The organism is Sphingomonas sp. (assembly GCF_965227385.1).
In the GTDB taxonomy this organism is placed as follows: domain Bacteria; phylum Pseudomonadota; class Alphaproteobacteria; order Sphingomonadales; family Sphingomonadaceae; genus Sphingomonas.
Map to the genome: position 1 here is coordinate 1,921,008 of NZ_OZ245750.1, position 25,250 is coordinate 1,946,257.

The following is a 25,250-nucleotide window of genomic DNA, read 5'->3' on the forward strand; positions in this document are numbered from 1 at the left end:
CGGGTGGAACGGCATTATGGCATGGACTGGCTGCGGATCGGGGCGTTCGGCCTGCTGATCCTCTACCATATCGGCATGGTCTTCGTGCCATGGGGCTATCATGTGAAGACCGCCGAGCCCGCGGCATGGGTCAGCGTACCGATGCTGTTCACCAATCCGTGGCGGTTGACCCTGTTGTTCGTGGTGTCGGGCTATGCCAGCCGCGCGCTGTGGCTGAAGTCGCAAGGGGCGGGTCGCTTCGTTGCGGATCGCAGCTGGCGGCTGATCCTGCCGTTGCTGTTCGGTATTGCCGTGATCGTGCCCCCACAGGCGTGGGTCGAGCTGCGCACGCAATGGCGCTATCCGTTCGACTATTGGACCTTCTGGAGCCAGCATTACTGGTATTTCGGCGACTTTGGCCCGATCGTCCTGCCGACCTGGAACCATTTGTGGTTCGTCGGCTATCTCTATCTCTACACGCTCGGCCTGGTGCTGATCGCCAGCCTGCCCGGCGGCGCGACGGCGCAGCGGTGGTTCGACCGGATGTTTTCCGGCACCCGCGTGCTGTTGCTGCCCGCCGCCTGGCTGCTGATGACGCAGGTGGTGGTGTTCCAGCGCTGGAGCGACAGCCATGACGTGATCAACGACGGCGTCGCGCACCTGGCTTACTTCCCGGCCTTCCTGTTCGGCTTTGCGCTGGCGGGGTCGAAGCCGGTGATGGGATGGATCGCGCGGCTGTGGAAGCCCGCGCTGGCGATCGGCCTGGCCGGATACGCCGTCACCGCCGCGATCGACATCGCCTATCCGGGACGGACGCCGTGGCTGCCTGAGCGCACGATGCTCGCCGCGCGTTACATTCAGGCGTGGATGATGATCGCCGCGCTGATCGGGATTGCCGAAGTCTATCTTAACCGCGACCACCGGCTGCGCTCGATGCTGACCGAAGCGGTGTTCCCCTTCTACCTGATCCACCAGACGATCATCGTCGTGGCCATGTACTGGCTGCTCAAGCTTGCGCTGCCCGCCGCGGTCGAGTTCGTGGCGCTGGTGCCGGTGACCGCGCTGGGCTGCTGGCTGTTCTACCGCTTTGGGCGCGAAGTGCCGTGGCTGCGACCGTTGATCGGCCTGCGCTACGCCCCGCGCGTCGCCACGCCGCCGAAACTGACCCCGGAGGCCGTATGAACCGCCTTCCCCTTCTGATCGGAGCCTTGCTGATGTCCGCCCCCGCTACTGCCCAGACGCAACCCGACTGGACGCTCGTCATCCATGGCGGCGCGGGCGTGCTCGAACGCGACAAGATGACGCCGGAGCGTGAAGCGGCGGCGCGCAAGGGGCTGGACGCGGCGCTGGAGGCGGGATCGAAGGTGCTCGCCAGCGGCGGCAGCGCGCTCGACGCGGTCGAGGCGGCGGTCAACGTGCTGGAGGATGATCCGCACTTCAACGCCGGGCGCGGCGCGGTCTTCACCTATGAAGGCACCAACGAACTCGACGCGGCGATCATGGACGGCGCGGACCGCAAGGCAGGCGCGGTCGCGGGGGTCACGCGCACGAAGAACCCGATCACCCTCGCGCGCAAGGTGATGGAGGACAGCCCGCACGTCATGCTCGCGGGCAAGGGCGCGGACGTGTTCAGCGCGGAGATGGGGCTGGAGCAGGTCGGCCCCGATTGGTTCGCGACCGACGAACGCCGCCAGCAGCTCGAGAAGATGAAGGCGCAGAAGACCAGCTGGTTCGACGTTGACATGAAGTACGGTACGGTCGGCGCGGTGGCGCGCGACAAGGCCGGCAACGTCGCCGCCGCCACCTCGACCGGCGGCGTCACCGGCAAGCGCTGGGGCCGCGTCGGCGATTCGCCGCTAATCGGTGCCGGCACCTATGCCGACAACCGCGCCTGTGCCGTCTCGGCGACTGGGGCAGGGGAGTTCTTCATCCGCGAGGGCGTCGCCCACGAAATCTGCGCCCGCGTGCGCTTCAAGGGCGAAAGCTTGAAGGCCGCCGCCGACGCGGTCATGGCTGAAACCCGCGCGCTCGGCGGAACTGGCGGCGTCATCGTCACCGGCCCGACCGGCGAGATGGCGTGGAGCTTCAACACGCCCGGCATGTATCGCGGCAAGGTGTCGGCGGGCGGTGCAAAGACCGTCGCGGTCTATGGCGACGAACAGTAAGGACAGCGGCATGATTCGCTCCCTCATCGCGCTCTTCGCGCTCGCCGCCAGCTTCGCCGCTACCCCCGCGCTCGCTTATTGGGAGTTCGGGCACCAGACCGTGGCGACGATCGCCTACAAGAATGTGAAGCCCGAAACGCGCCGCGCGATCGATCGCCTGTTGCGTCAGCAGAACCTGCTCGAAACCCCGACCTGCCCGGCCAAGACACTGGAAGAGGCCAGCGTGTGGGCCGACTGCATCAAGCCGCTGGGGCAGCGGTTCAGCTATGCCTATAACTGGCACTATCAGAATGTGAACATCTGCAAGCCGTTCACGCTCAAGGGCAATTGCCCCGATGGCAATTGCGTTTCGGCGCAGATCGAACGCGGCGTGAAGCTGTTGCAGGACAAGGATGTGCCGGTCCGCGAAAAGGTAATGGCGCTGGCCTTCCTCACCCACTTCGTCGGCGACCTGCACCAGCCGCTGCACGCGGGTGACAAGGGCGACCTTGGCGGCAACCGCGCGCGGACCGATTACGGCATCTACGGCCCGGAGCGGCTGAACCTGCACAGCATCACCGATGGCTGGCTGGCCGAGCGCGCGATCACCTCGCCGCCGCCGGTGATTCAGGTCTATTCGGCCGAGGAACGCGCGAAGGAAAGCGCCGGTACGGTCGAGGACTGGAGCCGCGAAAACTGGCAGGCATCGCACATGGCGTATGAAGCCGCGTTCGACGGCGACCCCTGCCGTGCCGACCTGCCGGCACGCGGCAAGCTCGACGCCGCCGATATCGAAAAGCTGGTCCCGATGATGCAGGCCCAGATCAAGCGCGGCGGCCTGCGCCTCGCCCGCCTGCTCGACGAGGCCTTTGGCCCGCCGCCGCCCGCGCAGCCAAAGCGGTAAGAAAAATCCTCCCCCGCCAGGGGGAGGGGCAAGGATCTACCCCTTCGCGTAACTCTCCAGGAACCCGCAGCGCTGGCACCGCGATGTGGTGATCTCGACATAGGTCTTGGGCAGTTTCAGCCCGAACCACCCGTTCACCGCCGCTCTGCGATACCATCGGCCCAGGCCCGGCATGTTGCTGCGCTCATGGGGCACATAGCCTTCGGCCATCGGTCCCTGGCATTTGGGGCAGCTGTTGGAGCGCATGATCGGATTTCCTTGTCAGAGCGCGGCGATGCCGGTGACGAGCATCAGCAGCGATGCGGCGAAGAGCCAGATCAGGTGCGAGCGGCGGGCGAACATCACGATCAGCATCATTCGTCTCCTTGTTTCGGCGGCCGCCCGCGCTTGGCGCGCACCGGATCCGCCAGTTTTACGCCGCGCCGCGCCAGTGCTTCGCGCAGCAGGCATTCGACCTGGGCATTGACGCTGCGCAGGTCGGTCGCCGCGCTCCGTTCGATCGCCGCATAGAGCGCGGGGTCGAGGCGGAGCGGGAACGCTTTCTTGGGTGGGGCGGCCATGCGCCTTCCGCTCCCGTTACTGGTACAGCGACCCGGCGTTCACCACCGGCTGTGTGTCGCGTTCGGAGCAGAGCACGACCATCAGGTTCGACACCATCGCCGCGCGACGCTCATCGTCCAGCTCGACGACATTCTTCTCGCTGAGCTGCTCCAGCGCCATCTCGACCATGCCGACTGCGCCCTCGACCAAAGTCTTGCGCGCGGCAACCACCGCCTCGGCCTGTTGCCGGCGCAGCATCGCCTGGGCGATCTCCTGCGCGTAGGCGAGGTGGGTCAGGCGGCACTCGTCGATGTGCACGCCCGCGGCCAGCACGCGCTCCTGCAGTTCGACGCGCAGTTCCTCGCTGACATGCTCGGCATTGCCGCGCAGCGTCATCTCCTCATGCGTGAAGTCGTCATAGGGGTAGCGCGACCCGATCGCGCGCACTGCGCTTTCGATCTGGATGTGCACGAACTCGCGATAGTCATCGACGTCGAACAGCGCCTGCGCGGTGTCGGCGACGCGCCATACCACGTTCGACGCGATCTCGATCGGATTGCCGCGCAGGTCGTTCACCTTCAGCCGTTCCGACGTGATGTTGTGGATGCGGACGGAGACCTTCTTCTTGATCATCCACGGCCAGGTCCAGCGCAGCCCGGTCGTCCGATCGGTGCCCTTGTAATCACCGAACAACAGGACCGCCGCCGCCTGATTGGGCTGCAGCAGGTAGAATCCTGGCGCGACGAAGGCGAGGACCAGCACGCCCAGCACCAGCCCGAACGGCGCCCATGCCGCCTCGCCAATCTGTGGCGCGGACGCGATGATCCCGATCAATGCGGCAAGTGCGACCAGCAGCATGGCATAGCCGCTGGCGGTGCTGGCGGGCCGCTCGGCACTGGAGCGAAGCGCGCGCGAATCGAATTCGGACATGATTGCCTCCCGTAAATTATGATATCATATTTATATCGAATCCTGGGGCGCGCAAGCGGAATCGGATTGCCCCCGCCAGTCGCACCGGCGGGGGCCGCCCGGTCACTTCGCGCCGGCCTCCCATGCCAGCCAGCAGATCGCGAGGAAGGGCAGGGCGACGGCCGCGGCCACGAACAATTGGCGCGCGATACTCAGCCGGAACTGCTCGGGATGGTCCGCCTCGACTCGGCGGATCGCGGCGGCATGGATCGGATCGCCCTTCAGCATCCCGCGGTCGATCGCCGGGCCGGATTTGATGAAGGCGATCAGCTCCGCGCGCTCGCTTGGCTCGAGCGCGGGGTAGCGGTTTAGGAGCCCCGCGATACGGTCGCGCAGGCTGGTGTCGGTCATGGTCTCGTTCATGCTGAATTCCCGTTGCGGCGCACGCGCACGCGCACGCCAGCCGCCCGCAGGCGGCGTGTGTGATCGATCAGGTGTCGGGGTTCAGACGAAGAGCGGCGGTGCGCGGGCGCGGTAGCGCGATGTCGGCGATCGTACCGGGACAGCATCCGAACGTGGCGCGACTGGGCGAAGGTGCGGCGCGGAGTAGGGCGGAACGACGGCGGCATGATGCAGCGGCAGCGGCGGATCGCCATCGGCGCGATCCTGTGCCTTCAGCGCGCGCTGCGTCGCCGTCTTGATGAGCGACGCGGGGTCGCGAAACTGGGCGTGAACCGGGACCGGTGCGTTCAGTGCCGCTGCGCGCAGCGCGGCGCTGTCGAGCTGCGGCAGCCCCGGTGTCGCGGCAATCGCATTGAACGCCAGCAACAGCCCCGCCAGCCACAGCCACAACAGGCGCGGCGCGCGTGTTGGCGCGGGGCTGGATGGAGGCTCAGGCGTCATGGGTATGGGCGATATAGGCACTGCGGCGGAAATTGCCCGCCCATAAAAAAGGGGCGCGACCATCGCCGCGCCCCTTCACCGATACGGGTTGAACCGATCAGTTGATGACGATGGTCACCGCACGACGGTTCTGCGCCCAGCTCGCTTCGTCCGAGCCCAGCGCGATCGGGCGTTCCTTGCCATAGCTGATCGTGGTGATCCGCGCGGGCGAAACGCCGCGAGCGGCCAGATAGTTCTTCGCCGCATTGGCGCGACGGTCGCCCAGCGCCAGATTGTATTCGCGCGTGCCGCGCTCGTCGGCATGGCCCTCCAGCGTGATCCGCGTGTTCGGATATTGCGTGAGCCACTGCGCCTGGCTGTCCAGGATCTGCCGAGCGCGCGCATCGATGTCGTACTGGTCGAAATCGAAATTGATCGTGTCGCTGACGACATTCTGGCGGAAATGCTCGGGAGTACCCGGCTGGGCGGCGCCACCGCCACCTGGCCCGGGGCCAGGGCCGGGATCGACCGGGCCGCCGGGGCCCGGCGGCAAGGTTTCGGGCCGCTTTTTCTGGCAGCCGACAACGGCAACGGCCATCGTCGCAACGATCAGGGCGGTCTTGAGCTTCGCCATTGGCTTATTCTCCCTTTGGCTTTCGTGAATTTCGATACCCCTGCGTAACGGACAGGGTGCGGGTGAGTTCCCGCGACGTCAACCACTTTACGGTCGTAGCGGTCCCCATGACGGATCGGAACCGTCCAATTGGGTCGGAATCCGTCGCGATGTGCTCCCGGTCAAATCGACCGACCAAATGTCGGACTTGCCCGATGGTCCCTGCGCCCCGCGCGAAAACAGCAGCACGCGGCCATTGGGCGACCAGCTCGGTCCCTCATCGCCCCAAGCGTCGGTCAGCAATTTCTCGCCGCCGCCGGACGGGTTCATCACCCCGATGCGGAATCCGCCACCCATGCGGGTGAATGCGATCAGGTCGCCGCGCGGGCTCCACGCCGGCGTCGCGTAACGTCCGCCGCCAAAGCTGATCCGCTGTTGGTTCGATCCATCGGCATTCATTACATAAAGCTGCTGGCTGCCCGACCGATCGCTTTCGAATACGATCTTGCTGCCATCGGGCGAATAGCTGCCGCCGGTGTCGATCCCCGGCGCGGTGGTCAGCCGCTGCGGCGTGCCGCCGCTCGCCGCGATGCGATAGACATCGGCATTGCCCGCCACCGACATGGTGAACAGGATCCACCGGCCGTCCGGCGAAAACCGCGGCGCAAAGGCCAGGCTGACATTGGTCACCAACAGCCGCTGCGTACCGTTCGACAGGTCATAGACATAGAGCGACGGCTTGTCGTTCTGGTAGCTCATATAGGCGATGCGCCGCTCGTCCGGCGAGAAGCGCGGGGTCAGCACGATCGACTGGCCATTGGTCAGGAAACGGTGGTTCGCGCCGTCCTGATCCATGATCGCCAGTCGCTTGATGCGGCGGTTCTTCGGCCCGGTCTCGCTGACATAGATCACCCGGCTGTCGAAATACGGCCCCTCGCCGGTCAGCCGGGTATAGATCGCGTCGGAGCATTTATGCGCCGCGCGCCGCCAGTCGGCCGGGCGCACGACAAACCCCTCGCGCGCCAGCTCGGAGCCCAGCGCAACGTCATAGAGATAGCAGCCGACGGTCAGATTGCCGTCGCCATTCGCCCGGACAAATCCCTGCACCAGCGCCTGCGCGGTGGCGCCGCGCCAGTAACCAAAGTCCGGCGCGCTCACCTCGCTCACCGGAATCGCGCGTACGCCCGTAGGGCCGAGCGGCTTGAACAGCCCTGAATTGCGCAGATTGTCGGCGATGATCTGCGACACCTGCCGCCCCAGCACATCGGTGCTGCCCGCCGGCGTGCTGACGACCTGCTGCGTCGGCATCGGCGGGATGATGATGGTCAGGTCCTGCGTGCTCTCATCGGTTACGTCGATGGTCGGCAGCTCCTGGCTCTCGGCGGCCGGCGCTGCGGGCGGGGTGGCCGGCTGTTGCTGAGCCAGCGCGGGAGCCGCCAAGATCAACGCCGCCGATGCGGCGAACAGGGTGCGCAACTTCATTTACAGTCTCCTGTCGAAGGACAGTCGGAAGGCTTTCCAGCCGTCATAATATTCCTCGGGCAACCCTTCAAAGGGCGCCGCAAGCCGGATCGCGGCCAGCGCGCGCTCCTTGTGCAGCTCCTGCTGCGGGCGGTTGCTGTCCGTCTGGCCGGTCTGCTGGACGACGCGCGGTTGCCCCGCCAGCGATCCGTCGCGGTTCAGCCTCACCTCGACAATCGTCGCGAGCAGGTTGACATCGGCCCCGGTTGGCGCCCGCCAATGCGGCTTCACCTGTCGCCGGATCAGGCCGAACACCGACGAGCGGACCTCAGCGCCCATCTGGACCGCCTGCGGAGTCGTCGCCTTGCCCTTGCTCTGCTGATCGGTCAGCCCGTCGGTGATCCCGGTCAGCCGGCCGGTCGGGCGCACCGCCTGGCGCGCGCTCTTCGGCTGCGCCTTGGACTGCGCCGCGTTGGTCTGGGCCTGGGTCCGGCTGTCCGGGCGCGGCGGGGTGGGCGCCTTTTTCGGCTCGGCCTTGGGCTGCGGCTTGGGGGCGGGGGCGGGGGCCGATTTGGGCGGGGTCGGATCGGCGCGCGCGATCGGCTGCGGATCGGGCTGGGGCGCAGGCGGGGGCGTGTCGGGCTCGACCGGGCCGGGCACTTCGGCGAGCTTCTCGGCCGGCGCCTCGCGGTTGATCACCGGCGCCTCGCTCTTCAGCCCGACTTCGTCGGTGATCGAAATCTCGATCGGCGTCGCTTCCAGCTTGACCGGATTGGGGGTGGCGAGGAACCCGACCGACAGGATGCCGAACAGCGCGACATGGCCGATCACGGCCACGCCGATCCCGGCACCCTCCCTGCGGTCGATCGCCACCGCCATCAGCCGCCGTCCGCCGGCGTGGTGACCAGCGACACCTTGTTCAGGCCCACGCGGTTGAGCTCGCCCATCACCCGCATGACCTTGCCATAGTCGAGGCGCATGTCGGCGCGCAGATAGATTTGCGGCTTGTCCTCACCCGCATTGGCGGCAATCTCCTCCAGCATCGGGGCGAGCGCGGTTTCGCTCAGCTCCTGATTGTCGAGGTAGATCACGCCCTTTTCGTCGATCGAGATCTGGACCGGCTTCTGCTCCTGATCCAGCGGCTTGGCGCGGCTTTCGGGCAGGTTCACCTGCACCCCCGCGGTCATCAGCGGCGCGGTGACCATGAAGATGATCAACAGCACCAGCATCACGTCGACCAGCGGCGTGACGTTGATGTCCGCCATCGGCGCGCGCCGCCCCTTGCCGCGCGAGGAGGGGAGCTTGGCCCCCATCAGAGCACCGGCTTGCCGCCCGCCGGCGCGCTGTCGAGCTGGCGGCTGAGCGTCGCGTGGAAGCCGTCAGCGAAGCGGTTCAGCCGCGCTTCAACCCGGTCGATGCCATGGCTGAAGCGGTTATAGGCGATCACCGCCGGAATTGCCGCGAACAGGCCGATCGCGGTCGCGAACAGCGCCTCGGCGATGCCCGGCGCGACGATGGCGAGCGAGGTGTTCTGCTCGGTCGCGATCGCGGTAAAGCTGCGCATGATGCCCCACACCGTGCCGAACAGGCCGACGAACGGCGCGACCGATCCGACCGTGGCCAGGATGTTGAGCCGATCGGACAGCCGGTCGATCTCCAGCGCGACTGCCGCGCCCATCGTCGTCGCCAGCCGCTCACGCGTACCCTCCTTGTCCAGGCCACGCCCGCCGGTGGAGCGCCGCCATTCGGTCACGCCCGCGGCAAACACGCGCGCGGTCGGATGATCCTCGTCGCCATGCAGGCGGTGGAAGGCGTCGATATCGTCGGTCTTGCGATAATCGCCCTCGAACCGGTCGGCGGCCTTGCGCACCTTGGCGATGCGGCCGCGCAGCGACAGGATGATGCCCCAGGTCCAGATGCTGGCCAGCAACAGGCCGATCATCACCGCCTTCACCACCCAGTCGGCCTGAAGGAACAGACCGATGGGGGACATCGAATCGGCGTTGAGATTTACGAACCAGTCCATGTGTCGCTCAGTTTCCCTTCCAGACCAGCGGCACGAACGCTTCGACCCACTCCGGCGGTTGCCGCCGCGCGCGCCCCATCGGGGTCACGAACGCCGCTTCCACATCCGCCTGGGTCAGCAATTCCCCGTTCCGCATGACTCGTTGCTGAATATTCACCGCCGCCGCACGCACGCGCAGAACCCGGCTGACGACCACCAACGCATCGTCGAGCCGTGCGGGTGCGACATAGCGGATGGCGATGTCGCGCACGACGTAAACCCCTTCGCCCGCTTCATGCGCCGCCCGCTGATCGATCCCGGCACAGCGCAGCATATCCGATCGCGCGCGTTCCATGAACCGCAGGTAATTGGCGTGATACACCACCCCCGACAGGTCCGTGTCCTCAAAATAGACACGTACCGGAAAGACATGCTCGACGCCGTCGAAACGGCCCGACGCGGGGGAAAGGTCGAATTCGCTCACCGCATTGCCCATAGCGGCGGGGGGAATCCAAGTTCAACTGTCATGGGCAGGATGGGGCGCACGCGCGATGAACGGGGCGGGGGCGGCGGGGTTCCGCGGGTCAGGCTTTGGCCATCTCCAGTACTACGTCCCATTCCGCCGCGCTGACCTTGCCCACCGACAGCCGCGAATATTTGACCAGTTCCATCGCTTCCAGCCGCGGCTCGGCCTTGACCTGCTTGAGCGTCACGGGGTTGGGCAGCGGTTCGACCGGCTTCATCTCGACCGAAACCCAATGCTTCCCCTCGCCATCGGGCTTGGCCTCGCGGCTCACTTCCATGATGCCGACGATCTCCAGCCCGATATTGCTGTGGTAAAAGAATGCGCGGTCGCCGACCTTCATCGCCCGCAGGTTGCCCGCAGCGGTGTGATTGCGCACGCCGTCCCATTCGGTGCTGCCGTCGCGCACCAGATCGTCCCAGCTGAACACATCGGGTTCGGATTTCATCAGCCACAGGGCCATCGCGGAGTCTCCTTTTGCGGCCCCCATCGCGTCCCTCCACCCAAACCGCAAGTGCCAGCTAAACGCCAAGTGAACGCACGATTCCGCGCCCATTCAGTTCGACTCGTCCAGACAGGCATCCAGACGGACCTCAAATGCGTTGAGACGTCGGAATGTGCAGATGCACGAGGAGGAAGCCATGAAGACGATGATCACCAAGGCGGTGCTCGGTCTCACCCTCGGCGCCACCGCGCTCACCGCGGCCGCGCCGGCAGAGGCCCAGCGCTATCGCCACCGCGACCGCGACAATACCGGTACCGCCATTGCAGCCGGTATCGCCGGTGTCGTGATCGGTGCGGCAATCGCCAGCTCGAGCCGCGACCGTTATTATGACCGCGGCTATCGCGGCTATGACCGCTATGACGGCTACTACCGCCAGCGCGGCTATTACCCGCGGGAGAGCTATTATTATCGCGATTACGAACGGCGCGGCTGGCGCGGCTGCACCATTCGCCGCGTCTACGACCCCTATCTGGGCCGTCGCGTGAAGGTGCGTTACTGCCGCTGAGCGGCGGGATCTCAGGGCGGCGCGAAACTCCGGTTTCGCGCCGCTTTTGTTTGCGTGCATTTCGGGTTAGAGGCGCGCGCCATGAGCGACACTCCCCCCGACCGGCTCTCGGTCAATCCGAAGAGCCCCTATTTCGACCAGACGCTGCTCCAGCGCGGCATCGGCATCCGTTTCAAGGGCGTGGAGCGCCGCGATGTCGAGGAATATTGCATCTCCGAAAGCTGGATCCGCGTCCAGGTAGGCAAGACCATGGACCGCAAGGGCAATCCGCTGACGATCAAGCTCGCCGGCCCGGTCGAGGCGTGGTTCGAGAGCACGCCCGAAGGCGAAGCCGATCCCGAGGCCGAAGCCTGAAATATCGCGTCACCCCGGCCTTGTGCCGGGGTCCGTGGCTCCCCGCGTCCAACGCTTGAGCCTCTTGTTCTGCGCTCGCCTCCCGGCGGACCCCGGCACAAAGCCGGGGGAACCATCGCTGTTCAGCGGAGCACCCCCCGCGCCGCTTCTTCCACCGCGCGCATCGCCGCGCGGAACGGGAAAGGCCCATGGCTGATCCGCGCAACGCCCGCCGCAGCCACCGCCGCCGCGTCCGGCGCCCCCGGAAACGCCATGAAATTCACCGGCAGCGGCGAGTCGCGGCAGACCCGCGCCAACAGGTCGAGATCGGCCAGCCCCGGCACAAAGAACCCGCTCGCCCCTGCCGCCGCATAGGCGTGCGCGCGCACGATGGCGGCGTCCGCTTTGGCCGCGTCATGCGTTTCGGGCGCCGCCTGCAGGAAGATGTCGGTGCGCGCGTTGATAAAAAAGTCCGGCCCGGTCGTCGCGCGGATCGCGGCGATGCGCGCCGCCTGCACGTCGGGCGCGTGCATCCCGCGCCCGCCGATCACCTGATCCTCGAAATTGCATCCGATCGCCCCGGTCGCCGCGAGCAACGCGACGTTGGACGCCACCGCACCGGGATCGACCGCATATCCGCCCTCGAAATCGATGGAAACGGGCAGGTCGACCGCCCCGACGATCCGACGCGCATTGCCCAGCGCCAGATCCAGCGGCAGCGTCTCGGCATCGGAATAGCCGTTCGTGGCAGCGACGGACGCGCTGCCCGTGGCGATCGCCTTCGCGCCCGCCGCAGCCACCGCCAGCGCCGATCCGGCGTCCCACACATTGACCAGCCTCAGCGGCGCACCCGGCACGTGCAACGCGGCGAACTCTTCAAATCGGCTCATGACCGCTCCCTTTCGTCCCGCCCTAGATAGGGCTGGAACGAAAGTGGAACAATCCGATTTTTCCGATCAGACGGTCAGTGAACGAACCGCGCCACCACGTCGCGATAGCTGCGGCTCACTTTCACCTGCGATCCCGAATCGAGGATCAGGAAGCATTCGCCATTGGTATGCGGCTTGACCTGCTTGACCTGATCGAGATTGACGATGGTCGAACGGTGCACGCGCTGGAACCGGCGTGGGTCGAGCCGCTTTTCCAGATCCTTCATCGTTTCGCGCAGGACCAGCGTATTGTCCGCGGTCTTGATGCACATATAATCGCCAGCGGCCTCGACCACCTCGATCGTGTCGACGTCGACGCGGAAAATCTGCCCGCGATCCTTGATGTTGATCAGCTTCTCGTAGCGGCTCGCCGACACGTCGCCATCGCTTGCGGCGAGTTCCTCGGCCGCCTCGGGCGCGACTTCGGCAAGCACTTCCTTGAGCTTCTCGACTTCTTCGACGCCGCGCTTCTCGGTCAGCCGCTGGCGCACGCGCTCCAGCGTGTCGGCCAGGCGCCCTTCGTCGACCGGCTTCATCAGATAATCCATCGCATTCGCCTCGAACGCGCGGATGGCATGGTCGCTATAGGCGGTGACGAACACGAACAGCGGCGGCTCGATCTCCATCAGCCCCTGCACGACCGAAAATCCGTCGAATCCGGGCATCTGGATGTCGAGGAAGACCAGATCGGGCTTGTGCGTCTTGATCGACCGGATGGCCTCACGGCCATTCTGGCATTTGTCGATGATCTCGACATCGTCATGCGCCTGCAATCGCAGTTCTAGGCCCTGAATGGCCAGGGGTTCGTCATCGACCAGGATGGTGCGGATCGTCATATCTCTCTCTACTCAAAAATTCGTCGTTCCGATGCCCCCGGCCCGACGCCCACAACCCCTGCCTTTAATCTCCCAACCAATGATTACGGTCCGGTTCCGGTCAAGCTGCTTCCTTGGCCTGCTCCTCGAACTGGAACGGAATTTCGATCTCAACGCGGAAACCGCCTCCCGGGTCCGAATGTGCCGAAAAGCGGTGTTCCGCGCCGAATGCCTGCGCCAGTCGTTCACGGATATTGGTAAGCCCAACCCCGGTTGAAAGGCTTGGCCGGTTCTTGCTCTCGATCAATCCCGGACCGGTGTCCGATACGGTGATCTGCACCCGTTCGCCGTTGAGCCGAGCGGAAACACGGATTTCGGCTCCTTCCTCCTGCGGCGTCACGGCATATTTGATCGCATTCTCGACCAGCGGCTGGAGCAGCAGCGACGGCAGGCGCGCCTTGGCGGTGCGCGGGTCGATATCGAATTCGGGCTTCAACCGCGAATCGAACCGCATCTTCTCGATCTCGAGATACAGTTTGAGCGTCTCCACCTCCTGCGCCAGCGTGACATGCGCCGTCGGCTCGTTGGCCAGCGTGTAGCGCAGGAAATTGGCGAGCCGCGCGAGCATCGCATTGGCCCGGTCGGTCTGCTTCAACAGCACCAGGGTCGAAATCGAATTGAGCGTGTTGAACAGGAAATGCGGGTTGAGCTGATAGCGCAGCATCGCCAGTTGCGCCGAGCTTGCCTGGCTTTCCAGCACCTGCATGCGGTCGATCTGGTCCTCGACGATCAGATAGAAGTTGATCCCGAAATACAGCGCCGACCACCCCGCCAGCACGGTGAAGTTGAGGAACAGGCTGCCCAGGATCAGCGGCAGCTCGATTCCCGGGTCGCCGCGCATTACCGACACGGTAAAGGCGTTGAGCACGGCATAGACCAATGTCGCCGCCGCCAGTGTCGCGATCGACGCGAGCACGCCCGTGATCCGCGGGAACCGCCGATAATAGCCGTACAGCGCCGACAGCAGCAGCGTGAGGCAATATCCGACGATCGCCTCGATCGTGACGCGGATCAGATCCTCGAAACTGAACGTCCGGTTCGAGAAGTTGGACACCGCGCGTAGCAGCAGATAGCCGCCCCAGCCCGCGCCCTGCAGCATCCAGAAGGCGCGGCTCTTCTGTTCGAAAAAGGGGCGGGAGAAGATGGTCGGCTTGGTCATCGCGTTCGCGGCTCTCTACATCGCGGCTCGCCCGGTGGGAAGAATATGCGGAACGTGACCGTCACGATATCGTTGCAACAGCGGCTATAGTGCACGCTGTGCCCCGTGTCGGGGCAGCCCATGATCAGGAGACATGCCGATGACCACCCGCACCGCCACCGCCCGCTACACCGGTTTCGGCAAGGAGGGGAAGGGCGCGATCACCACCCAGTCCGGCGTGCTGACCGATCAATTCTACGGCTTCAACACGCGCTTCGAGGAAGAGCCGGGCACCAATCCCGAGGAACTGATCGCTGCGGCGCACGCCGGCTGCTTCACCATGGCATTGAGCTTCGCGCTGGCCAAGGCTGGGTTCAGCGAAGGCACGCTCGAGACCAAGGCTGCGGTCAAGCTGGAGCCGAAGGATGGCGGTTTCACCATCACCCGCTCAGACCTGACGCTGGAAGCCACCGTCCCCGGCATCGACCCCGACCAGTTCGCCGACCTTGCCGACGAAGCGAAGAAGAACTGCCCGGTGTCGAAACTGATGACCGCCGAAGTCAGCCTGGCGCACAAGCTGAACTGATTTACCATCGTCACCCCGGCCTTGTGCCGGGGTTCACTGAGTGGCGTGCGCGAAGCAAGAGGCTCTAGCGCCGCGCGTGCGTCTCGGTGGCCCCCGGCGCGAGTTCGGGGGGACGACTTTTTTCGTTTCAGCGCTCGCTCAGATAATAGCGATCCGTCGCCGTCAGATCATCCGCCAGCTCATACACGATCGGCTGTCCGGTCGGGATTTCCAGCGACGCGATGTCCGCATCCGAAATCCCCGACAGATGCTTCACCAGCGCACGCAGCGAATTGCCGTGCGCTGCAATCAGCACGCGCTTGCCCGCGCGCAAATCCGGCGCAATCCGCTCTTCCCAATAGGGCAGGACGCGCGCGATCGTGTCTTTCAGGCTCTCGGTCTGCGGGATCGGGATTCCCTTGTAGCGCAGGTCCTTGGCGAGGTCCCACGGCGAACCCTCCTCGGGCAGCGGGGGCGGAATGTCGAAGCTGCGGCGCCAGATCTTGACCTGGTCGTCGCCGTGCAGCGCCGCGGTCTCCGCCTTGTCGAGCCCGGTCAGCCCGCCATAATGGCGCTCGTTCAGCTTCCAGCTCTTCTCGGTCGGCAACCACAGCCGCCCCATCGCCTCCAGCGCCAGGTTGAGCGTCTTGATCGCCCGGCTCTGAAAGCTGGTATAGGTCATGTCGAAGTCGAGACCCTTGTCGCGCATCAGCTCGCCCGCGGCCCAGGCTTCCTTCACGCCCTGCTCGGTCAGGTCGACGTCCCACCATCCGGTGAAGCGGTTTTCCAGATTCCAGGACGACTGGCCGTGGCGGATCAGGACGAGCGTGGGCATGGGACCTCCTTGCAGGACTTTGCCCGCGTCCTTAGCGGATAGGGACGACAGGGCAACGGAGGATGGCCATGGCAATCGAAAGACAGACCATCATCTATGACGGCCCCGGCGGCCCGTTCGAGGGCGTCGCCGCGTTCGACAGCACTGCGCCCGGCGCGCGTGCCGGCGTGCTGATCGTCCCGAATGTGCTGGGCGAAAAGGAACAGGATCGCGTCACTGCCGAGCGGATCGCGGCGCTCGGCTATGTGGGGTTCGTCGCCGACCTCTACGGACAGGGCAAGCGCACCACCCGCGAATCACCCGATCCGGCGATGTATATGAACGCGCTCAACGCCGATCGGCCGCTGCTCCGCGACCGGCTGTTCGCCAGCCTTGCCGCGCTGCATGCATTGCCGCAGGTCGATGCGACCAGCACCGCCGCCATCGGCTATTGCTTCGGCGGCAAGTCGGTCATCGACCTCGCCCGTGCCGGGGGTGACGTGCGCGGGGTCGTCGCCTTCCACGGCATCTTCGACCCGCCCGGCTATGAGTACCCGACCCCGATCAAGCCAAAGCTGCTGATCTGCCACGGCTGGGATGACCCGCTCGCCCCGCCTGACGCAGTGACTGCGCTCGCCGCCGAACTGACCGCAGCCGGGGCGGATTGGCAGATACATGGATATGGCGGGGCAGGGCACGCGTTCACCGACGCTAGCCTCACCGGCTCGACCCGCCCCGGCTTCGGCTACGACGCCAACGCCGACCGCCGCAGCTGGGCCGCGATGACCACGTTCCTGGCGGAACTGTTCGCCTGACAAATTCCTCCCCCAGCTTGCTGGGGGAGGGGGACCGCCGCCGAAGGCGGCGGTGGAGGGGCGGCCGCGCAGACGGGCGTGAACAGTTCGGCAAAATTCCGCCCTCTGTGCGGGCGGCTTGCTTTGCAAGCCGGCTCCGCTGCTGCGATATGCCCCCGGCATATCGCTGATCGCAGCTACGCCCCCTCCGTCAGCTTCGCTGCCACCTCCCGTGCGGGGCAGGGGAGGAATGAACTCTTCAGGCCGACGGCGTCTTGGGCTTCGCAGCACGCGGCGCACGCGGCTTGGCGGGAGCCTTGGCCGCAGCCGGAGCCTTCGCCGCGACAGGCTTCTTGGCAGCAGCCGGCTTTTTCGCGGCAGCCGGTTTCTTTGGCGCAGCGGGCTTTTTCGCTGCCGCTGGCGCAGCCTCCGCGACCGGGGCCGCTGGAGCCTCGGGCGCCTTCTCCCCCGTCAGCTTCGCCGTGATCTTCTCCGCGGCTCGCGCCGCAATCAGCGTGGCGAGCGAGGACGCCGTCTTTGCGAAGTCATCCATCCCCGAGTTCTTCGGCGCATCGGTCGGGGCAGGGGCGGGGGCGGTAGCCGCCTTCGCATCCGCCGCCTTCTTGCGCACATTACCCGCGAGCGCGACGAGTCCAGCCGCGACGATATCGGCGACCAGCGGGTGCTTGGTCAGCTCGAGCAGCTTGGCGCCCTGCTCGCGCAATTCCTTGGGCAGTTCGATCCCGGCGACGGTCTTGGGCAGCTTGGGTGCCTTGCTCGTCTTCGGTGCCTTGGCAGCCTTGCTCTTCTTCGCTTTCGCTCCGTCCTTCGCCTTGGCCATTGTCACGCCTCCTTGGTGTGTCATTCGACTGACACACCCGGAGGCGTGCCGTCAATCCGCGAATACCCGTTCGAAAATGGTATCGACCGACTTGAAATGATAGTCGAGGTCGAACTTCTCCTCGATCTGCTTCGGCGACAGCGCGGCGGTGACTTCGGGGTCGGCTTTGAGCAGCTCGAGCAGCGACAGCTCCCCGTCGCTCTCCCACACCTTCATCGCGTTGCGCTGGACGAGGCGATAGCTGTCCTCGCGGCTCACCCCCGCCTGGGTCAGCGCCAGCAGCACGCGCTGCGAGTGGACGAGGCCCCCCATGCGATCGAGATTTTTCTGCATCCGCGCGGGGTAGACCAGCAGCTTGTCGATCACCCCGGTCAGCCGCGCGAGCGCGAAGTCGAGCGTGATCGTCGCGTCCGGCCCGATATAGCGTTCGACCGACGAATGGCTGATGTCGCGCTCATGCCACAGCGCGACATTCTCCATCGCCGGGATCACCGCGCTGCGGACCATGCGGGCAAGCCCGGTGAGGTTTTCGGTGAGCACCGGGTTGCGCTTGTGCGGCATCGCCGAGCTGCCCTTCTGCCCCGGCGAGAAATATTCCTCCGCCTCCAGCACCTCGGTGCGCTGAAGGTGGCGCACTTCGACCGCGAGCCGCTCGATCGAGCTGGCGATCACGCCCAGGGTCGCAAAGAACATCGCATGCCGGTCGCGCGGGATGACCTGCGTCGACACCGGCTCGACCGCGAGGCCGAGCTTGTCGGCAACATGCTGCTCGACGCGCGGATCGATATTGGCAAAGGTGCCGACCGCGCCCGAAATCGCGCAGGTCGCAATGTCCGCGCGCGCCGCGATCAGGCGGGTCTTGCAGCGCTTGAACTCGGCATAGGCCTCGGCGAGCTTCAGCCCGAACGTCACCGGCTCGGCATGAATGCCATGGCTGCGCCCGATCGTCGGGGTCAGCTTGTGCTCATAGGCGCGGCGCTTGAGCACCGCGAGCAGCTGGTCGAGCTCGTCGAGCAGGATGTCCGCCGCGCGCGTCAGCTGCACCGCCAGGCAGGTGTCGAGCACGTCGCTCGACGTCATTCCCTGATGCATGAAGCGCGCTTCATCGCCGACATTCTCCGCGACCCAGGTCAGGAACGCGATCACGTCATGCTTGGTCACCGCCTCGATCGCGTCGATCGCGGCAACGTCGATTGTCGGGTTGGTCGCCCACCAGTCCCACAGCGCCTTCGCCGCCGATTCGGGCACCACGCCCAGTTCGCCCAGCTTCTCGGTCGCGTGCGCCTCGATCTCGAACCAGATGCCGAAGCGGGTTTCGGGCGACCAGATCGCGGTCATGGCGGGACGGGAATAGCGGGGGACCATAGACAAGCCTTTCTTGGGACGCGGCGCCCCTAGCAAAGCCCCGGCGATGCGGCAAACGGTGCAGGACGCAAGTGTTCCACTCGGTTCGTCGCAATCGAGGCACAGTATTGGCACGAGTCGGGGCGCAGCATCGACTAGTCGATCGCCTTGAAATAATCTTGTGGAACGTGACAAATATGCAACGCGTTATCCCGTCACATGAACCGCAAATAAACACGCGGCGTCATCAGATTTGTTAGATGACAATACTGGAGAATGACATGTTGAAATCTATCCTTCTTGCCAGTGCCGTTGCAATTTCGGCGCCTGCTTTCGCTCAGGACATGCCGCAGCAACAGACCCCGCCGCCGCAGGAGCAGCCGGCTCCGACCGAATCCACCGAACCGGTCCCGCAGGACGCCCCGGCACCCGCGCCGCAGCCTGAAGGCGATCCGATGCCGGAGGCAACGCCGACGCCAGCCCCGACTCCGACCCCGACTCCCTCGCCAACTCCGGAGCCGCAGGCAGCGGAGCAGCAGGCTCAGGCAACCCAGCCCGCATCGTCGGCGCAGAAGCCCGCAAATGCGGACCAGATTGCGCAGATCATCGATCAGGGGTTTCCGACCTATGACGGCGACAAGGACGGCAATCTGACCGGTGAAGAGTTCGGCCGCTGGATGGTCGCGCTGCGCTCGGCCACCGAACCCGCCTTCACCGGCGAATCGGCTGCCGACAAGGAATGGCTCGGCCGCGCAATGGCTGCTGCTGACGCAGACAAGTCGGGTACCGTGAGCAATCCCGAACTCAAGACCTTCCTCGCCCCCGCCGCCGCGGCGTCGTAATCAGGTCTCCCCGGATGAGCGGACCGCATCCCGCTCATCCACCGGCCGCCGGAGTTCGCTCCGGCGGCCGTTTTCATATGCTGGGATTTGTTAATCTCCGTGATGCAAGTTCACGAAATGGTCGAATATCAGTCAGCTGGTAGGCGAGGCCGGCGGCGCGGAGGTCGCCCGACGCACTTTGCGCCGAAAGAAAGTTTCGCGGCCACTCTGATCGCCATGTCGCTTATGGTCGGCGCGGTAACGTTCTTCGCCGCCCCGCAACTCGAACTGATTTGGGCTTCATGGACACGCCCGCCTGAAGAAATCGCCGCGATCGAGCGCAGTCGCTATTTCGCCGGGTGTGACGATGCCCGGGCGGCCGGGGCAGCCCCGGTCTACCGTGGAACGCCGGGATATCGTTCCGAAATGGACGGCGATGGCGACGGCATCGCCTGCGAACCTCACTACTGAGTCTGCTACATCAATCCCTGGGCGCGCAGGCTGACATGTCCGCCGGTGCCGATGACGATATGGTCGTGCACTGCAATCCCCAGCCGCTTGCCCGCCTCGACGATATTGCGGGTCAGTTCGATGTCTGCCCGGCTCGGGCTGGGGTCGCCGCTCGGATGGTTGTGCACCAGGATGATCGCGGTTGAGCCGAGGTCGATTGCGCGGCGGATCACTTCGCGGACGTAGACCGGCGCCTCGTCCACCGACCCTTCCTGCATCAATTCGTCGCGGATCAGCATGTTGCGGCTGTTCAGATGCAGCACGCGCACGCGCTCGATCACGTGATGCGCCATGTCTGCGCGCAGGTAATCGAGCAAAGCCTGCCAGTTCGACAGGATCGGGCGTGCCGCCACCTCGCCCCTTAACAGGCGCAGCGCCGCGGCATGGGCGATCTTGATCGCGGCGGCGGAGGTGTCGCCCATTCCCGGCACGCGCGCAATCGCCTCCGAGTCCGCCGTCAGCAGCCCCGCGATCCCTCCGAACTGGTGGAGCAGGGCCTTGGCCAGCGGCTTGGTATCCCGCCGCGGAATCGCGAGCGTCAGCAGATATTCGACCAGCTCATGGTCCATCAGCCCGTCGGCATCGGCCAGCAACCGCGTCCGCAGCCGCGCGCGATGCCCGGTCCCATCGGTAATCGCCTCGCCGCCGTCCCTCATCGGGCGAGCCTAGCGGCAGAGTGCGGCCAGCGAAAGAGCGAGACGGTTGCAACAATGTTGCACCGCGGTTGACTCGGGATGCCCCCCTTTCTAAAGCGCGCGTGCCTTGGCGGGCTCGCCGCTCGGCCCATGCGTTTCGCCCTGGTATCTGACTGGCGGAGGAAGCGAAATGACCGATAACGAGCCCGGACTGGACCCCCTCAAGGAGGATGACCGCATCACTTCGCTCAATGAGCGGCTGGCGCGGGCGAAATCCGAAGAGGCGGATCGGCGGGGCGAGGGGCAGCAGGCCGGCGATCGTGATTATCGCATGGGCAACCGCGTCCTCGCCGAGCTGATCGGAGGAATGGTCGGGGGGGCGCTGATCGGGTGGGTGCTCGATCGGTTCCTGGGAACCTCGCCATGGCTCCTGCTCACGCTGCTTGCCCTTGGCATCGTCAGCGCGTTCAGGAACATCATCAGGATTTCGAACCAGCGCTCGAAGTGACTTTCGGGCGCTTGCGTTACATGGGAAACGGGCGTGGCTGAAGAAGCAGGCAAGATCGATCCGATGCACCAGTTCGAGGTGACGTCGATTGCCGACATGTTCACCATCGGCGGGCAGCAGATCGCCTTCACCAACAGCGCGCTGTGGATGGCGATCGCCGCCGTCGCGCTGTGGATCTTCATGCTGGGCGGCATGAAGCGGGACGTGATTCCGGGCCGCTGGCAGATGGCGGTCGAGGGTTTCACCGGCTTCATCGACAATCTGCTGAAGGCGAATATCGGTCATGAGGGGCGCAAGTTCCTGCCGTACGTCTTCTCGCTGTTCATGTTCATCCTGTTCGCCAACGTGATCGGCCTGCTGCCGTTCGGCGCGATCCCGGGCGTGCATCCGTTCACCGCGACCAGCCACTTCACCGTGACGGGCGTGCTGGCGATCCTGTCCTTCTCGATCGTCCTCGTCGTCGGCTTCGCGAAGCACGGCCTGCGTTTCTTCTCGTTGTTCGTGCCCAAGGGTACGCCGATCCCCGTGCTGATCCTCGTGGCGCCGATCGAGTTCGTCTCGTTCATGGTTCGCCCGTTCAGCCTGGCGCTGCGACTGTTCGTCGCGATGACCGCGGGCCATATCCTGCTCAAGGTGCTGGCCGGTTTCATCATCAATTCGGCCAATGCCGGCGCGGGCTGGGGCCTGCTGGTCGGCGTGCCCAGCTTCGCGCTGATGCTCGGCGTATCGGCCCTCGAGATCCTGGTCGCCGGCGTCCAGGCCTATGTGTTCGCGCTGCTCACGTCGCTGTACATCAATGACGCGGTGCATCTGCACGATCATCACTGAGTTTTTTCCCACCAAGACCTGATTTTCTAAGGAGTGATTTCAATGGAAGCAGAAGCATTCAAGCTGCTCGGCGCCGGTCTCGCGGCGATCGGTGCTGGCCTCGCGGCGCTGGGCGTGGGTAACGTCTTCGCAGCGTTCCTCCAGGGCGCACTGCGCAATCCGGGTGCGGCTGCCAGCCAGCAGGGCAACATGTTCATCGGCTTCGCGGCTGCCGAGCTTCTCGGCCTGCTCGCGTTCGTCGTGGCGGTCCTGCTGATCTTCGTCGCCTGAAGTCTCTCCCGCCCTGCGCGTTGGTGCGCGGGGCGGACTTGAGGACGGACCGCGAGAGGACGGACCAATGCCCCAGATCGAACAAGTCGCAGCGACCTATGCGTCGCAGATCTTCTGGCTGCTGCTGACCTTCGGGCTCACCTTCGTGATCGTCGGCCTGGGCATTCTGCCCAAGGTGTCGGGCACGATGGATGCGCGCGACAAGTCGGTGGCGGACGACCTCGCGGCTGCGGAAGCGGCACGCGCGGCGGCCGATCAGGCCGAAGAGACCTGGCGCGCTCAGGAAAATGCGGCGCGTGAAGCTGCCCGCAAGCGTCTGGCCGAGGCCCGCGCCGCCGGTCAGGCGGAAAGCGACGCCGCACTCGTGGCCGCCAATGCCGAGATCGAGGGTCGCGTCGCCGCGGCCGAAGCCCGGATCGCGGAGACCAGCGCCGCCGCAGCGGGTGAAATCGAATCGGTCGCCACCGATGCCGCGCGTGATATCGTTGCGCGTCTGTCGGGCGTGACCGTCACCCCGGCCGAAGCGGCGCAGGCAGTGAAGGCAGCACTCCATGGCTGAGGCAGCACAAGTGACCGCGAGCACGGCGACCGATCCAGTCGCACAGAACCTGAGCGAAGCGAGCAAGGGCGAAGGCATGGGCGTCCCCCACGCCGGAACCGAGGCTGCGGGTGAGACGTACCACGCGGCGCCGGCGGTGCTCGGCATCGACGCGACCATGTGGGTCGGTCTGGCGATGCTGGCGCTGATCCTGATCGTCGTGTGGAAGAAGGTGCCGTCGGCCATCGGTGGCATGCTCGACAAGCAGATCGCGGCGATCCGCACCCGGCTGGACGAAGCCAATCAGCTGCGCGCCGAAGCCGAAGCGCTGCGCGAGGAATATGCGCGCAAGCTTGCCAATGTCGAGCAGGAGGCCGCCGCCATGGTCGCCCATGCCGACGAGGAGGCACAGGCGCTGCTGGTCAAGGCCAAGGCCGACGCCGAGGATCTGATCCGCCGCCGCACCAGGATGGCGGAGGACAAGATTGCGGCTGCCGAGCGCGCCGCACTCGATCAGGTCCGCGCCACGGCTGCCGAAGCCGCGACCAAGGCCGCCGGTGCGATCATCGCGCAGAAGCACGATGCGGGCGCCGACAAGGCACTGGTCGACCAGACGATCGCGGGCCTCTCGCGCCTCAACTGAGCGGCAGGTTCCGGACAAGAAAAGGGGCGTCGGTCGCAGGACCGGCGCCCCTTTTCTGTCTTAAGCCACTTCGCTGAAGGGGAGGGGCTGCAGACCGCACGAGCAAATCCGAGCGCATGCCCCCGAAGCCAATCGCTCTCCCACGCGTTGCCTCGCCATGCCCGACGACAGCCCCTCCCGCTCCGAACTTGCCGAAGACCGCACCGACCTGGCCGAGGATCGCACGCTGCTCGCCAATGAGCGGACCTTCAGCGGGTGGGCGCGCACCGCGCTCGCGACCATCGGCATTGGCCTCGGCTTTCACGTCCTGTTCGGCGCGCTCGAACCGGACTGGTTGCCAAAAGCCATCGCGTCTGTGTTCATCGCGCTGGGCGTCGCGATCATCTGGATGGCCGAGCGGCGGGCGTGCGCGATCCAGAGCCGCCTGTCGGCGCACAAGATCCACACGCTGCGGTCGCTCAACCTTCGGCTGATCGCGTGGGTCTATACGCTCGGCGCACTCGCGCTGACGGTCGCGCTGTGGCTCATCAACGGCGATGCTATTTCCTGAGCAGATCCAGCACCGCCACCGTCATCGCCGTCGTCCCCAGCGTCACCGCCGGCTTCGCCTCGACCTTGAAGAAGGGCGAATGGTGCGCGGGCAGCGTCTTCTCGCCGCGCTTGGCCGCGTCCAGTTCGGCCTGCGGCGTCCCGCCGACCACGAAATAGGCGCCCGGCACGCCCAGTTTCTGCTCGATGAAATAGGCGAAATCCTCCGCCCCCATGCTCTCGCGCGGTTCGGTCTTCAGGGTGTCCTTGCCGAATGCCTTGGTGAACGCCCCGCGCACCCGCGTGGTCAGCGCCGGATCGTTGAGCGTCACCGGGGTCGATTCAAAGCCGACCCGCACCTGTGGCAGCTTGTCCTCGGGCAGGCCGTTCATCCGCCCGACATTGGTCGCGATCCGCTTGATCCCGTCGAGCAGCTTCTTGCGCGTCTCCTCGTCATCCGACCGCACGGTCAGCTGCAGCTCGGCCTTGTCGCTGATGATGTTGTGCTTGAACCCCGAATGGAACGACCCGACCGTGACCACGCCGGGCTTGAGCGGCGCGATTTCGCGGCTCACCAGCGTCTGCAGCGCCATCACGATCTGCGACCCCATCACGATCGGGTCCTTGCCCATATGCGGCGCGGCGCCATGCGTGCCCACGCCAAAGATGGTGATGTCGACGCTGTCGGACGAGGATGAACTGATCCCCGGCTCCAGCCCGATCTTGCCGGTCGGAAAACCCGATGTGACGTGGAACGCGACCGCATAATCGGGCTTGGGGAAGCGGGTGTAGAGCCCGTCCTCCATCATCTTGCGCGCGCCGCCGATCCGCTCCTCGGCCGGCTGCACGACGAACACGACCGTGCCCTTCCACCGGTTCTTGAGCTTCGCCAGCTGCCGCGCGGTGCCGATCATCGACGTGATGTGCACGTCATGCCCGCACGCATGCATCACCGGCTTCACCACGCCGTCGATATCCTCCTGCGTTACACTCGACGCATAGGGCAGGCCGCTATCCTCCTTCAGCGGCAACCCGTCCATATCGGCGCGCAGCAGGATGGTGGGCCCATCGCCATTCTTCATCACGCCCACCACGCCGGTCCCGCCAACCCCCTCGGTTACCTCGATCCCGCCGACCGCACGCAGCTCCTTCGCCATGATCGCAGCGGTGCGGCTCTCCTTGTACGACAGCTCGGGATTCTTGTGGAAATCGACGAACAGCGCCTCCAGATGCGCCGAATAATCCGCCTCCACCGCCGGCGCGAAGTCCGGCTCGGCCAGCACTGGCGTGGCAAGAAGGCTGGAGGCGAACAGGGCGGTGAGCAGGCGCATGATGGTTCCCCCGGACGTAAGGCGTGTAGGCTAGC

At 65.7% G+C, this 25,250-nt stretch carries 35 protein-coding genes; 15 read left to right on the forward strand and 20 right to left on the reverse strand.

The window, feature by feature from the left end; genetic code table 11:
- The first annotated feature begins 3 nt into the window (after positions 1-3).
- The 3 genes from ACO05N_RS09170 to ACO05N_RS09180 are packed head-to-tail and all read left to right on the forward strand — an operon-like array spanning position 4 to position 3,027.
- Positions 4-1,161 (forward strand): acyltransferase family protein, encoded by a 1,158-nt coding sequence (locus ACO05N_RS09170; protein WP_422056804.1) that lies wholly within the window; start codon positions 4-6, stop codon positions 1,159-1,161.
- A 32-nt stretch (positions 1,162-1,193) separates the two neighbouring features.
- Positions 1,194-2,144 (forward strand): isoaspartyl peptidase/L-asparaginase family protein, encoded by a 951-nt coding sequence (locus tag ACO05N_RS09175; RefSeq protein ID WP_422056805.1) that lies wholly within the window; start codon positions 1,194-1,196, stop codon positions 2,142-2,144.
- A 10-nt stretch (positions 2,145-2,154) separates the two neighbouring features.
- A complete protein-coding gene (locus ACO05N_RS09180; protein ID WP_422056806.1) occupies positions 2,155-3,027 on the forward strand; it encodes a S1/P1 nuclease in 873 nt (290 codons plus the stop codon).
- A 36-nt stretch (positions 3,028-3,063) separates the two neighbouring features.
- Here the strand turns inward: ACO05N_RS09180 and ACO05N_RS09185 are convergent, their stop codons facing one another.
- The 12 genes from ACO05N_RS09185 to ACO05N_RS09240 form a co-directional block, all read right to left on the reverse strand.
- A complete protein-coding gene (locus ACO05N_RS09185; RefSeq protein WP_422056807.1) occupies positions 3,064-3,273 on the reverse strand; it encodes a hypothetical protein in 210 nt (69 codons plus the stop codon).
- 107 nt (positions 3,274-3,380) lie between these two features.
- Entirely contained in the window at positions 3,381-3,587 is a 207-nt protein-coding gene (locus tag ACO05N_RS09190) for a toxin-antitoxin system HicB family antitoxin (RefSeq protein ID WP_422056808.1), read from the reverse strand.
- A gap of 16 nt (positions 3,588-3,603) precedes the next feature.
- Complete coding sequence (locus ACO05N_RS09195; RefSeq protein WP_422056809.1) at positions 3,604-4,497, reverse strand: SPFH domain-containing protein; 894 nt, start codon at positions 4,495-4,497, stop codon at positions 3,604-3,606.
- Between the two features lie 102 nt (positions 4,498-4,599).
- Positions 4,600-4,899, reverse strand: a complete 300-nt coding sequence (locus tag ACO05N_RS09200) for a hypothetical protein (protein ID WP_422056810.1) — start codon at positions 4,897-4,899, stop codon at positions 4,600-4,602.
- An 81-nt stretch (positions 4,900-4,980) separates the two neighbouring features.
- Positions 4,981-5,379, reverse strand: a complete 399-nt coding sequence (locus ACO05N_RS09205) for a hypothetical protein (RefSeq protein WP_422056811.1) — start codon at positions 5,377-5,379, stop codon at positions 4,981-4,983.
- 97 nt (positions 5,380-5,476) lie between these two features.
- A complete protein-coding gene (gene pal / locus ACO05N_RS09210; protein ID WP_422056812.1) occupies positions 5,477-5,992 on the reverse strand; it encodes a peptidoglycan-associated lipoprotein Pal in 516 nt (171 codons plus the stop codon).
- Positions 5,993-6,079: 87 nt separating this feature from the next.
- Positions 6,080-7,453 (reverse strand): Tol-Pal system beta propeller repeat protein TolB, encoded by a 1,374-nt coding sequence (gene tolB / locus ACO05N_RS09215; protein ID WP_422056813.1) that lies wholly within the window; start codon positions 7,451-7,453, stop codon positions 6,080-6,082.
- Positions 7,454-8,311: a cell envelope biogenesis protein TolA gene (locus tag ACO05N_RS09220; RefSeq protein ID WP_422056814.1), complete on the reverse strand. Its 858-nt coding sequence runs from the start codon at positions 8,309-8,311 to the stop codon at positions 7,454-7,456.
- Positions 8,311-8,745 carry a protein TolR gene (gene tolR, locus ACO05N_RS09225; RefSeq protein WP_422056815.1) on the reverse strand — a complete coding sequence of 145 codons (435 nt, stop codon included), beginning with the start codon at positions 8,743-8,745 and terminating at the stop codon, positions 8,311-8,313. Before tolR ends, ACO05N_RS09220 begins: the two co-directional genes overlap by 1 nt.
- Positions 8,745-9,458, reverse strand: a complete 714-nt coding sequence (gene tolQ / locus ACO05N_RS09230; protein ID WP_422056816.1) for a protein TolQ — start codon at positions 9,456-9,458, stop codon at positions 8,745-8,747. The genes tolR and tolQ overlap by 1 nt, the downstream gene beginning before the upstream one ends.
- A gap of 7 nt (positions 9,459-9,465) precedes the next feature.
- Positions 9,466-9,933, reverse strand: coding sequence for a tol-pal system-associated acyl-CoA thioesterase (ybgC, locus tag ACO05N_RS09235; RefSeq protein WP_422056817.1), 468 nt, complete (start codon positions 9,931-9,933; stop codon positions 9,466-9,468).
- 88 nt (positions 9,934-10,021) lie between these two features.
- Complete coding sequence (locus ACO05N_RS09240) at positions 10,022-10,423, reverse strand: EVE domain-containing protein (protein ID WP_422056818.1); 402 nt, start codon at positions 10,421-10,423, stop codon at positions 10,022-10,024.
- A 178-nt stretch (positions 10,424-10,601) separates the two neighbouring features.
- Between ACO05N_RS09240 and ACO05N_RS09245 the strand changes: the two genes are divergently transcribed.
- The gene (locus tag ACO05N_RS09245) at positions 10,602-10,970 is read left to right on the forward strand and encodes a hypothetical protein (RefSeq protein WP_422056819.1); all 369 of its coding nucleotides are present in this window, start codon (positions 10,602-10,604) and stop codon (positions 10,968-10,970) included.
- A gap of 81 nt (positions 10,971-11,051) precedes the next feature.
- On the forward strand, positions 11,052-11,324 hold the full coding sequence (locus ACO05N_RS09250) for a DUF3297 family protein (protein WP_422056820.1): 273 nt from the start codon (positions 11,052-11,054) through the stop codon (positions 11,322-11,324).
- Positions 11,325-11,446: 122 nt separating this feature from the next.
- Here ACO05N_RS09250 and ACO05N_RS09255 read toward each other — a convergent pair whose 3' ends face one another.
- The 3 genes from ACO05N_RS09255 to ACO05N_RS09265 all read right to left on the reverse strand — a co-directional run bounded on the left by ACO05N_RS09255 (position 11,447) and on the right by ACO05N_RS09265 (position 14,266).
- Positions 11,447-12,193: an isocitrate lyase/PEP mutase family protein gene (locus ACO05N_RS09255; RefSeq protein WP_422056821.1), complete on the reverse strand. Its 747-nt coding sequence runs from the start codon at positions 12,191-12,193 to the stop codon at positions 11,447-11,449.
- A 74-nt stretch (positions 12,194-12,267) separates the two neighbouring features.
- A complete protein-coding gene (locus ACO05N_RS09260) occupies positions 12,268-13,068 on the reverse strand; it encodes a LytR/AlgR family response regulator transcription factor (protein WP_422056822.1) in 801 nt (266 codons plus the stop codon).
- Positions 13,069-13,168: 100 nt separating this feature from the next.
- Positions 13,169-14,266: a sensor histidine kinase gene (locus ACO05N_RS09265; RefSeq protein ID WP_422056823.1), complete on the reverse strand. Its 1,098-nt coding sequence runs from the start codon at positions 14,264-14,266 to the stop codon at positions 13,169-13,171.
- A 139-nt stretch (positions 14,267-14,405) separates the two neighbouring features.
- Between ACO05N_RS09265 and ACO05N_RS09270 the strand changes: the two genes are divergently transcribed.
- On the forward strand, positions 14,406-14,831 hold the full coding sequence (locus ACO05N_RS09270; RefSeq protein WP_422056824.1) for an OsmC family protein: 426 nt from the start codon (positions 14,406-14,408) through the stop codon (positions 14,829-14,831).
- A 127-nt stretch (positions 14,832-14,958) separates the two neighbouring features.
- Here the strand turns inward: ACO05N_RS09270 and gpmA are convergent, their stop codons facing one another.
- A complete protein-coding gene (gpmA, locus tag ACO05N_RS09275; protein WP_224921531.1) occupies positions 14,959-15,645 on the reverse strand; it encodes a 2,3-diphosphoglycerate-dependent phosphoglycerate mutase in 687 nt (228 codons plus the stop codon).
- A gap of 68 nt (positions 15,646-15,713) precedes the next feature.
- Here gpmA and ACO05N_RS09280 point away from each other — a divergent pair, with 68 nt between their 5' ends.
- A complete protein-coding gene (locus tag ACO05N_RS09280; RefSeq protein WP_422056825.1) occupies positions 15,714-16,439 on the forward strand; it encodes a dienelactone hydrolase family protein in 726 nt (241 codons plus the stop codon).
- 238 nt (positions 16,440-16,677) lie between these two features.
- Here the strand turns inward: ACO05N_RS09280 and ACO05N_RS09285 are convergent, their stop codons facing one another.
- Both ACO05N_RS09285 and purB read right to left on the reverse strand, forming a co-directional pair.
- On the reverse strand, positions 16,678-17,259 hold the full coding sequence (locus ACO05N_RS09285) for a hypothetical protein (RefSeq protein WP_422056826.1): 582 nt from the start codon (positions 17,257-17,259) through the stop codon (positions 16,678-16,680).
- Between the two features lie 51 nt (positions 17,260-17,310).
- Positions 17,311-18,624 carry an adenylosuccinate lyase gene (gene purB / locus ACO05N_RS09290; RefSeq protein WP_422056827.1) on the reverse strand — a complete coding sequence of 438 codons (1,314 nt, stop codon included), beginning with the start codon at positions 18,622-18,624 and terminating at the stop codon, positions 17,311-17,313.
- 260 nt (positions 18,625-18,884) lie between these two features.
- On the opposite strand from purB, the gene ACO05N_RS09295 reads away from it, so the two are divergent.
- Together ACO05N_RS09295 and ACO05N_RS09300 are read left to right on the forward strand one after the other, a co-directional pair.
- Positions 18,885-19,445 (forward strand): calcium-binding protein, encoded by a 561-nt coding sequence (locus ACO05N_RS09295; RefSeq protein WP_422056828.1) that lies wholly within the window; start codon positions 18,885-18,887, stop codon positions 19,443-19,445.
- A gap of 216 nt (positions 19,446-19,661) precedes the next feature.
- Complete coding sequence (locus tag ACO05N_RS09300; protein ID WP_422056829.1) at positions 19,662-19,895, forward strand: excalibur calcium-binding domain-containing protein; 234 nt, start codon at positions 19,662-19,664, stop codon at positions 19,893-19,895.
- Positions 19,896-19,900: 5 nt separating this feature from the next.
- On the opposite strand, the gene radC is transcribed toward ACO05N_RS09300, so the two are convergent.
- A complete protein-coding gene (gene radC, locus ACO05N_RS09305; RefSeq protein ID WP_422056830.1) occupies positions 19,901-20,590 on the reverse strand; it encodes a RadC family protein in 690 nt (229 codons plus the stop codon).
- A gap of 169 nt (positions 20,591-20,759) precedes the next feature.
- Between radC and ACO05N_RS09310 the strand changes: the two genes are divergently transcribed.
- From ACO05N_RS09310 to ACO05N_RS09335, 6 genes are all read left to right on the forward strand, one after another.
- On the forward strand, positions 20,760-21,077 hold the full coding sequence (locus tag ACO05N_RS09310; RefSeq protein ID WP_422056831.1) for an AtpZ/AtpI family protein: 318 nt from the start codon (positions 20,760-20,762) through the stop codon (positions 21,075-21,077).
- Positions 21,078-21,140: 63 nt separating this feature from the next.
- A complete protein-coding gene (locus ACO05N_RS09315; protein ID WP_422058727.1) occupies positions 21,141-21,905 on the forward strand; it encodes a F0F1 ATP synthase subunit A in 765 nt (254 codons plus the stop codon).
- A 42-nt stretch (positions 21,906-21,947) separates the two neighbouring features.
- Entirely contained in the window at positions 21,948-22,175 is a 228-nt protein-coding gene (locus ACO05N_RS09320; RefSeq protein WP_066658331.1) for a F0F1 ATP synthase subunit C, read from the forward strand.
- Between the two features lie 67 nt (positions 22,176-22,242).
- A complete protein-coding gene (locus tag ACO05N_RS09325) occupies positions 22,243-22,734 on the forward strand; it encodes an ATPase (RefSeq protein WP_422056832.1) in 492 nt (163 codons plus the stop codon).
- Positions 22,727-23,356: a F0F1 ATP synthase subunit B gene (locus ACO05N_RS09330; RefSeq protein ID WP_422056833.1), complete on the forward strand. Its 630-nt coding sequence runs from the start codon at positions 22,727-22,729 to the stop codon at positions 23,354-23,356. The genes ACO05N_RS09325 and ACO05N_RS09330 overlap by 8 nt, the downstream gene beginning before the upstream one ends.
- Before the next feature lie 157 nt (positions 23,357-23,513).
- Entirely contained in the window at positions 23,514-23,906 is a 393-nt protein-coding gene (locus ACO05N_RS09335; protein WP_422056834.1) for a YidH family protein, read from the forward strand.
- On the opposite strand, the gene ACO05N_RS09340 is transcribed toward ACO05N_RS09335, so the two are convergent.
- Positions 23,896-25,215, reverse strand: a complete 1,320-nt coding sequence (locus tag ACO05N_RS09340; protein WP_422056835.1) for an amidohydrolase — start codon at positions 25,213-25,215, stop codon at positions 23,896-23,898. The two genes, ACO05N_RS09335 and ACO05N_RS09340, sit on opposite strands and share 11 nt — an antisense overlap.
- Between the last annotated feature and the right edge of the window lie 35 nt (positions 25,216-25,250).

What these genes read in the sequence shown, in the direction of transcription:
- ACO05N_RS09255 (WP_422056821.1), bottom strand. Translation starts at nt 12,193, where the DNA reads ATGAGCCGATTTGAAGAGTTCGCCGCGTTGCACGTGCCGGGTGCGCCG.
- ACO05N_RS09300 (WP_422056829.1), top strand. Translation starts at nt 19,662, where the DNA reads ATGTCGCTTATGGTCGGCGCGGTAACGTTCTTCGCCGCCCCGCAACTC.
- ACO05N_RS09195 (WP_422056809.1), bottom strand. Translation starts at nt 4,497, where the DNA reads ATGTCCGAATTCGATTCGCGCGCGCTTCGCTCCAGTGCCGAGCGGCCC.
- ACO05N_RS09320 (WP_066658331.1), top strand. Translation starts at nt 21,948, where the DNA reads ATGGAAGCAGAAGCATTCAAGCTGCTCGGCGCCGGTCTCGCGGCGATC.
- ACO05N_RS09325 (WP_422056832.1), top strand. Translation starts at nt 22,243, where the DNA reads ATGCCCCAGATCGAACAAGTCGCAGCGACCTATGCGTCGCAGATCTTC.
- ACO05N_RS09190 (WP_422056808.1), bottom strand. Translation starts at nt 3,587, where the DNA reads ATGGCCGCCCCACCCAAGAAAGCGTTCCCGCTCCGCCTCGACCCCGCG.
- ybgC (WP_422056817.1), bottom strand. Translation starts at nt 9,933, where the DNA reads ATGGGCAATGCGGTGAGCGAATTCGACCTTTCCCCCGCGTCGGGCCGT.
- ACO05N_RS09245 (WP_422056819.1), top strand. Translation starts at nt 10,602, where the DNA reads ATGAAGACGATGATCACCAAGGCGGTGCTCGGTCTCACCCTCGGCGCC.
- tolB (WP_422056813.1), bottom strand. Translation starts at nt 7,453, where the DNA reads ATGAAGTTGCGCACCCTGTTCGCCGCATCGGCGGCGTTGATCTTGGCG.
- ACO05N_RS09260 (WP_422056822.1), bottom strand. Translation starts at nt 13,068, where the DNA reads ATGACGATCCGCACCATCCTGGTCGATGACGAACCCCTGGCCATTCAG.
- ACO05N_RS09315 (WP_422058727.1), top strand. Translation starts at nt 21,141, where the DNA reads ATGCACCAGTTCGAGGTGACGTCGATTGCCGACATGTTCACCATCGGC.
- ACO05N_RS09330 (WP_422056833.1), top strand. Translation starts at nt 22,727, where the DNA reads ATGGCTGAGGCAGCACAAGTGACCGCGAGCACGGCGACCGATCCAGTC.
- ACO05N_RS09240 (WP_422056818.1), bottom strand. Translation starts at nt 10,423, where the DNA reads ATGGCCCTGTGGCTGATGAAATCCGAACCCGATGTGTTCAGCTGGGAC.
- pal (WP_422056812.1), bottom strand. Translation starts at nt 5,992, where the DNA reads ATGGCGAAGCTCAAGACCGCCCTGATCGTTGCGACGATGGCCGTTGCC.
- ACO05N_RS09310 (WP_422056831.1), top strand. Translation starts at nt 20,760, where the DNA reads ATGACCGATAACGAGCCCGGACTGGACCCCCTCAAGGAGGATGACCGC.
- gpmA (WP_224921531.1), bottom strand. Translation starts at nt 15,645, where the DNA reads ATGCCCACGCTCGTCCTGATCCGCCACGGCCAGTCGTCCTGGAATCTG.
- ACO05N_RS09335 (WP_422056834.1), top strand. Translation starts at nt 23,514, where the DNA reads ATGCCCGACGACAGCCCCTCCCGCTCCGAACTTGCCGAAGACCGCACC.
- ACO05N_RS09295 (WP_422056828.1), top strand. Translation starts at nt 18,885, where the DNA reads ATGTTGAAATCTATCCTTCTTGCCAGTGCCGTTGCAATTTCGGCGCCT.
- ACO05N_RS09270 (WP_422056824.1), top strand. Translation starts at nt 14,406, where the DNA reads ATGACCACCCGCACCGCCACCGCCCGCTACACCGGTTTCGGCAAGGAG.
- tolR (WP_422056815.1), bottom strand. Translation starts at nt 8,745, where the DNA reads ATGGGGGCCAAGCTCCCCTCCTCGCGCGGCAAGGGGCGGCGCGCGCCG.
- ACO05N_RS09285 (WP_422056826.1), bottom strand. Translation starts at nt 17,259, where the DNA reads ATGGCCAAGGCGAAGGACGGAGCGAAAGCGAAGAAGAGCAAGGCTGCC.
- ACO05N_RS09175 (WP_422056805.1), top strand. Translation starts at nt 1,194, where the DNA reads ATGTCCGCCCCCGCTACTGCCCAGACGCAACCCGACTGGACGCTCGTC.
- ACO05N_RS09250 (WP_422056820.1), top strand. Translation starts at nt 11,052, where the DNA reads ATGAGCGACACTCCCCCCGACCGGCTCTCGGTCAATCCGAAGAGCCCC.
- radC (WP_422056830.1), bottom strand. Translation starts at nt 20,590, where the DNA reads ATGAGGGACGGCGGCGAGGCGATTACCGATGGGACCGGGCATCGCGCG.
- ACO05N_RS09200 (WP_422056810.1), bottom strand. Translation starts at nt 4,899, where the DNA reads ATGAACGAGACCATGACCGACACCAGCCTGCGCGACCGTATCGCGGGG.
- purB (WP_422056827.1), bottom strand. Translation starts at nt 18,624, where the DNA reads ATGGTCCCCCGCTATTCCCGTCCCGCCATGACCGCGATCTGGTCGCCC.
- ACO05N_RS09280 (WP_422056825.1), top strand. Translation starts at nt 15,714, where the DNA reads ATGGCAATCGAAAGACAGACCATCATCTATGACGGCCCCGGCGGCCCG.
- ACO05N_RS09205 (WP_422056811.1), bottom strand. Translation starts at nt 5,379, where the DNA reads ATGACGCCTGAGCCTCCATCCAGCCCCGCGCCAACACGCGCGCCGCGC.
- ACO05N_RS09340 (WP_422056835.1), bottom strand. Translation starts at nt 25,215, where the DNA reads ATGCGCCTGCTCACCGCCCTGTTCGCCTCCAGCCTTCTTGCCACGCCA.
- tolQ (WP_422056816.1), bottom strand. Translation starts at nt 9,458, where the DNA reads ATGGACTGGTTCGTAAATCTCAACGCCGATTCGATGTCCCCCATCGGT.
- ACO05N_RS09265 (WP_422056823.1), bottom strand. Translation starts at nt 14,266, where the DNA reads ATGACCAAGCCGACCATCTTCTCCCGCCCCTTTTTCGAACAGAAGAGC.
- ACO05N_RS09180 (WP_422056806.1), top strand. Translation starts at nt 2,155, where the DNA reads ATGATTCGCTCCCTCATCGCGCTCTTCGCGCTCGCCGCCAGCTTCGCC.
- ACO05N_RS09220 (WP_422056814.1), bottom strand. Translation starts at nt 8,311, where the DNA reads ATGGCGGTGGCGATCGACCGCAGGGAGGGTGCCGGGATCGGCGTGGCC.
- ACO05N_RS09185 (WP_422056807.1), bottom strand. Translation starts at nt 3,273, where the DNA reads ATGCGCTCCAACAGCTGCCCCAAATGCCAGGGACCGATGGCCGAAGGC.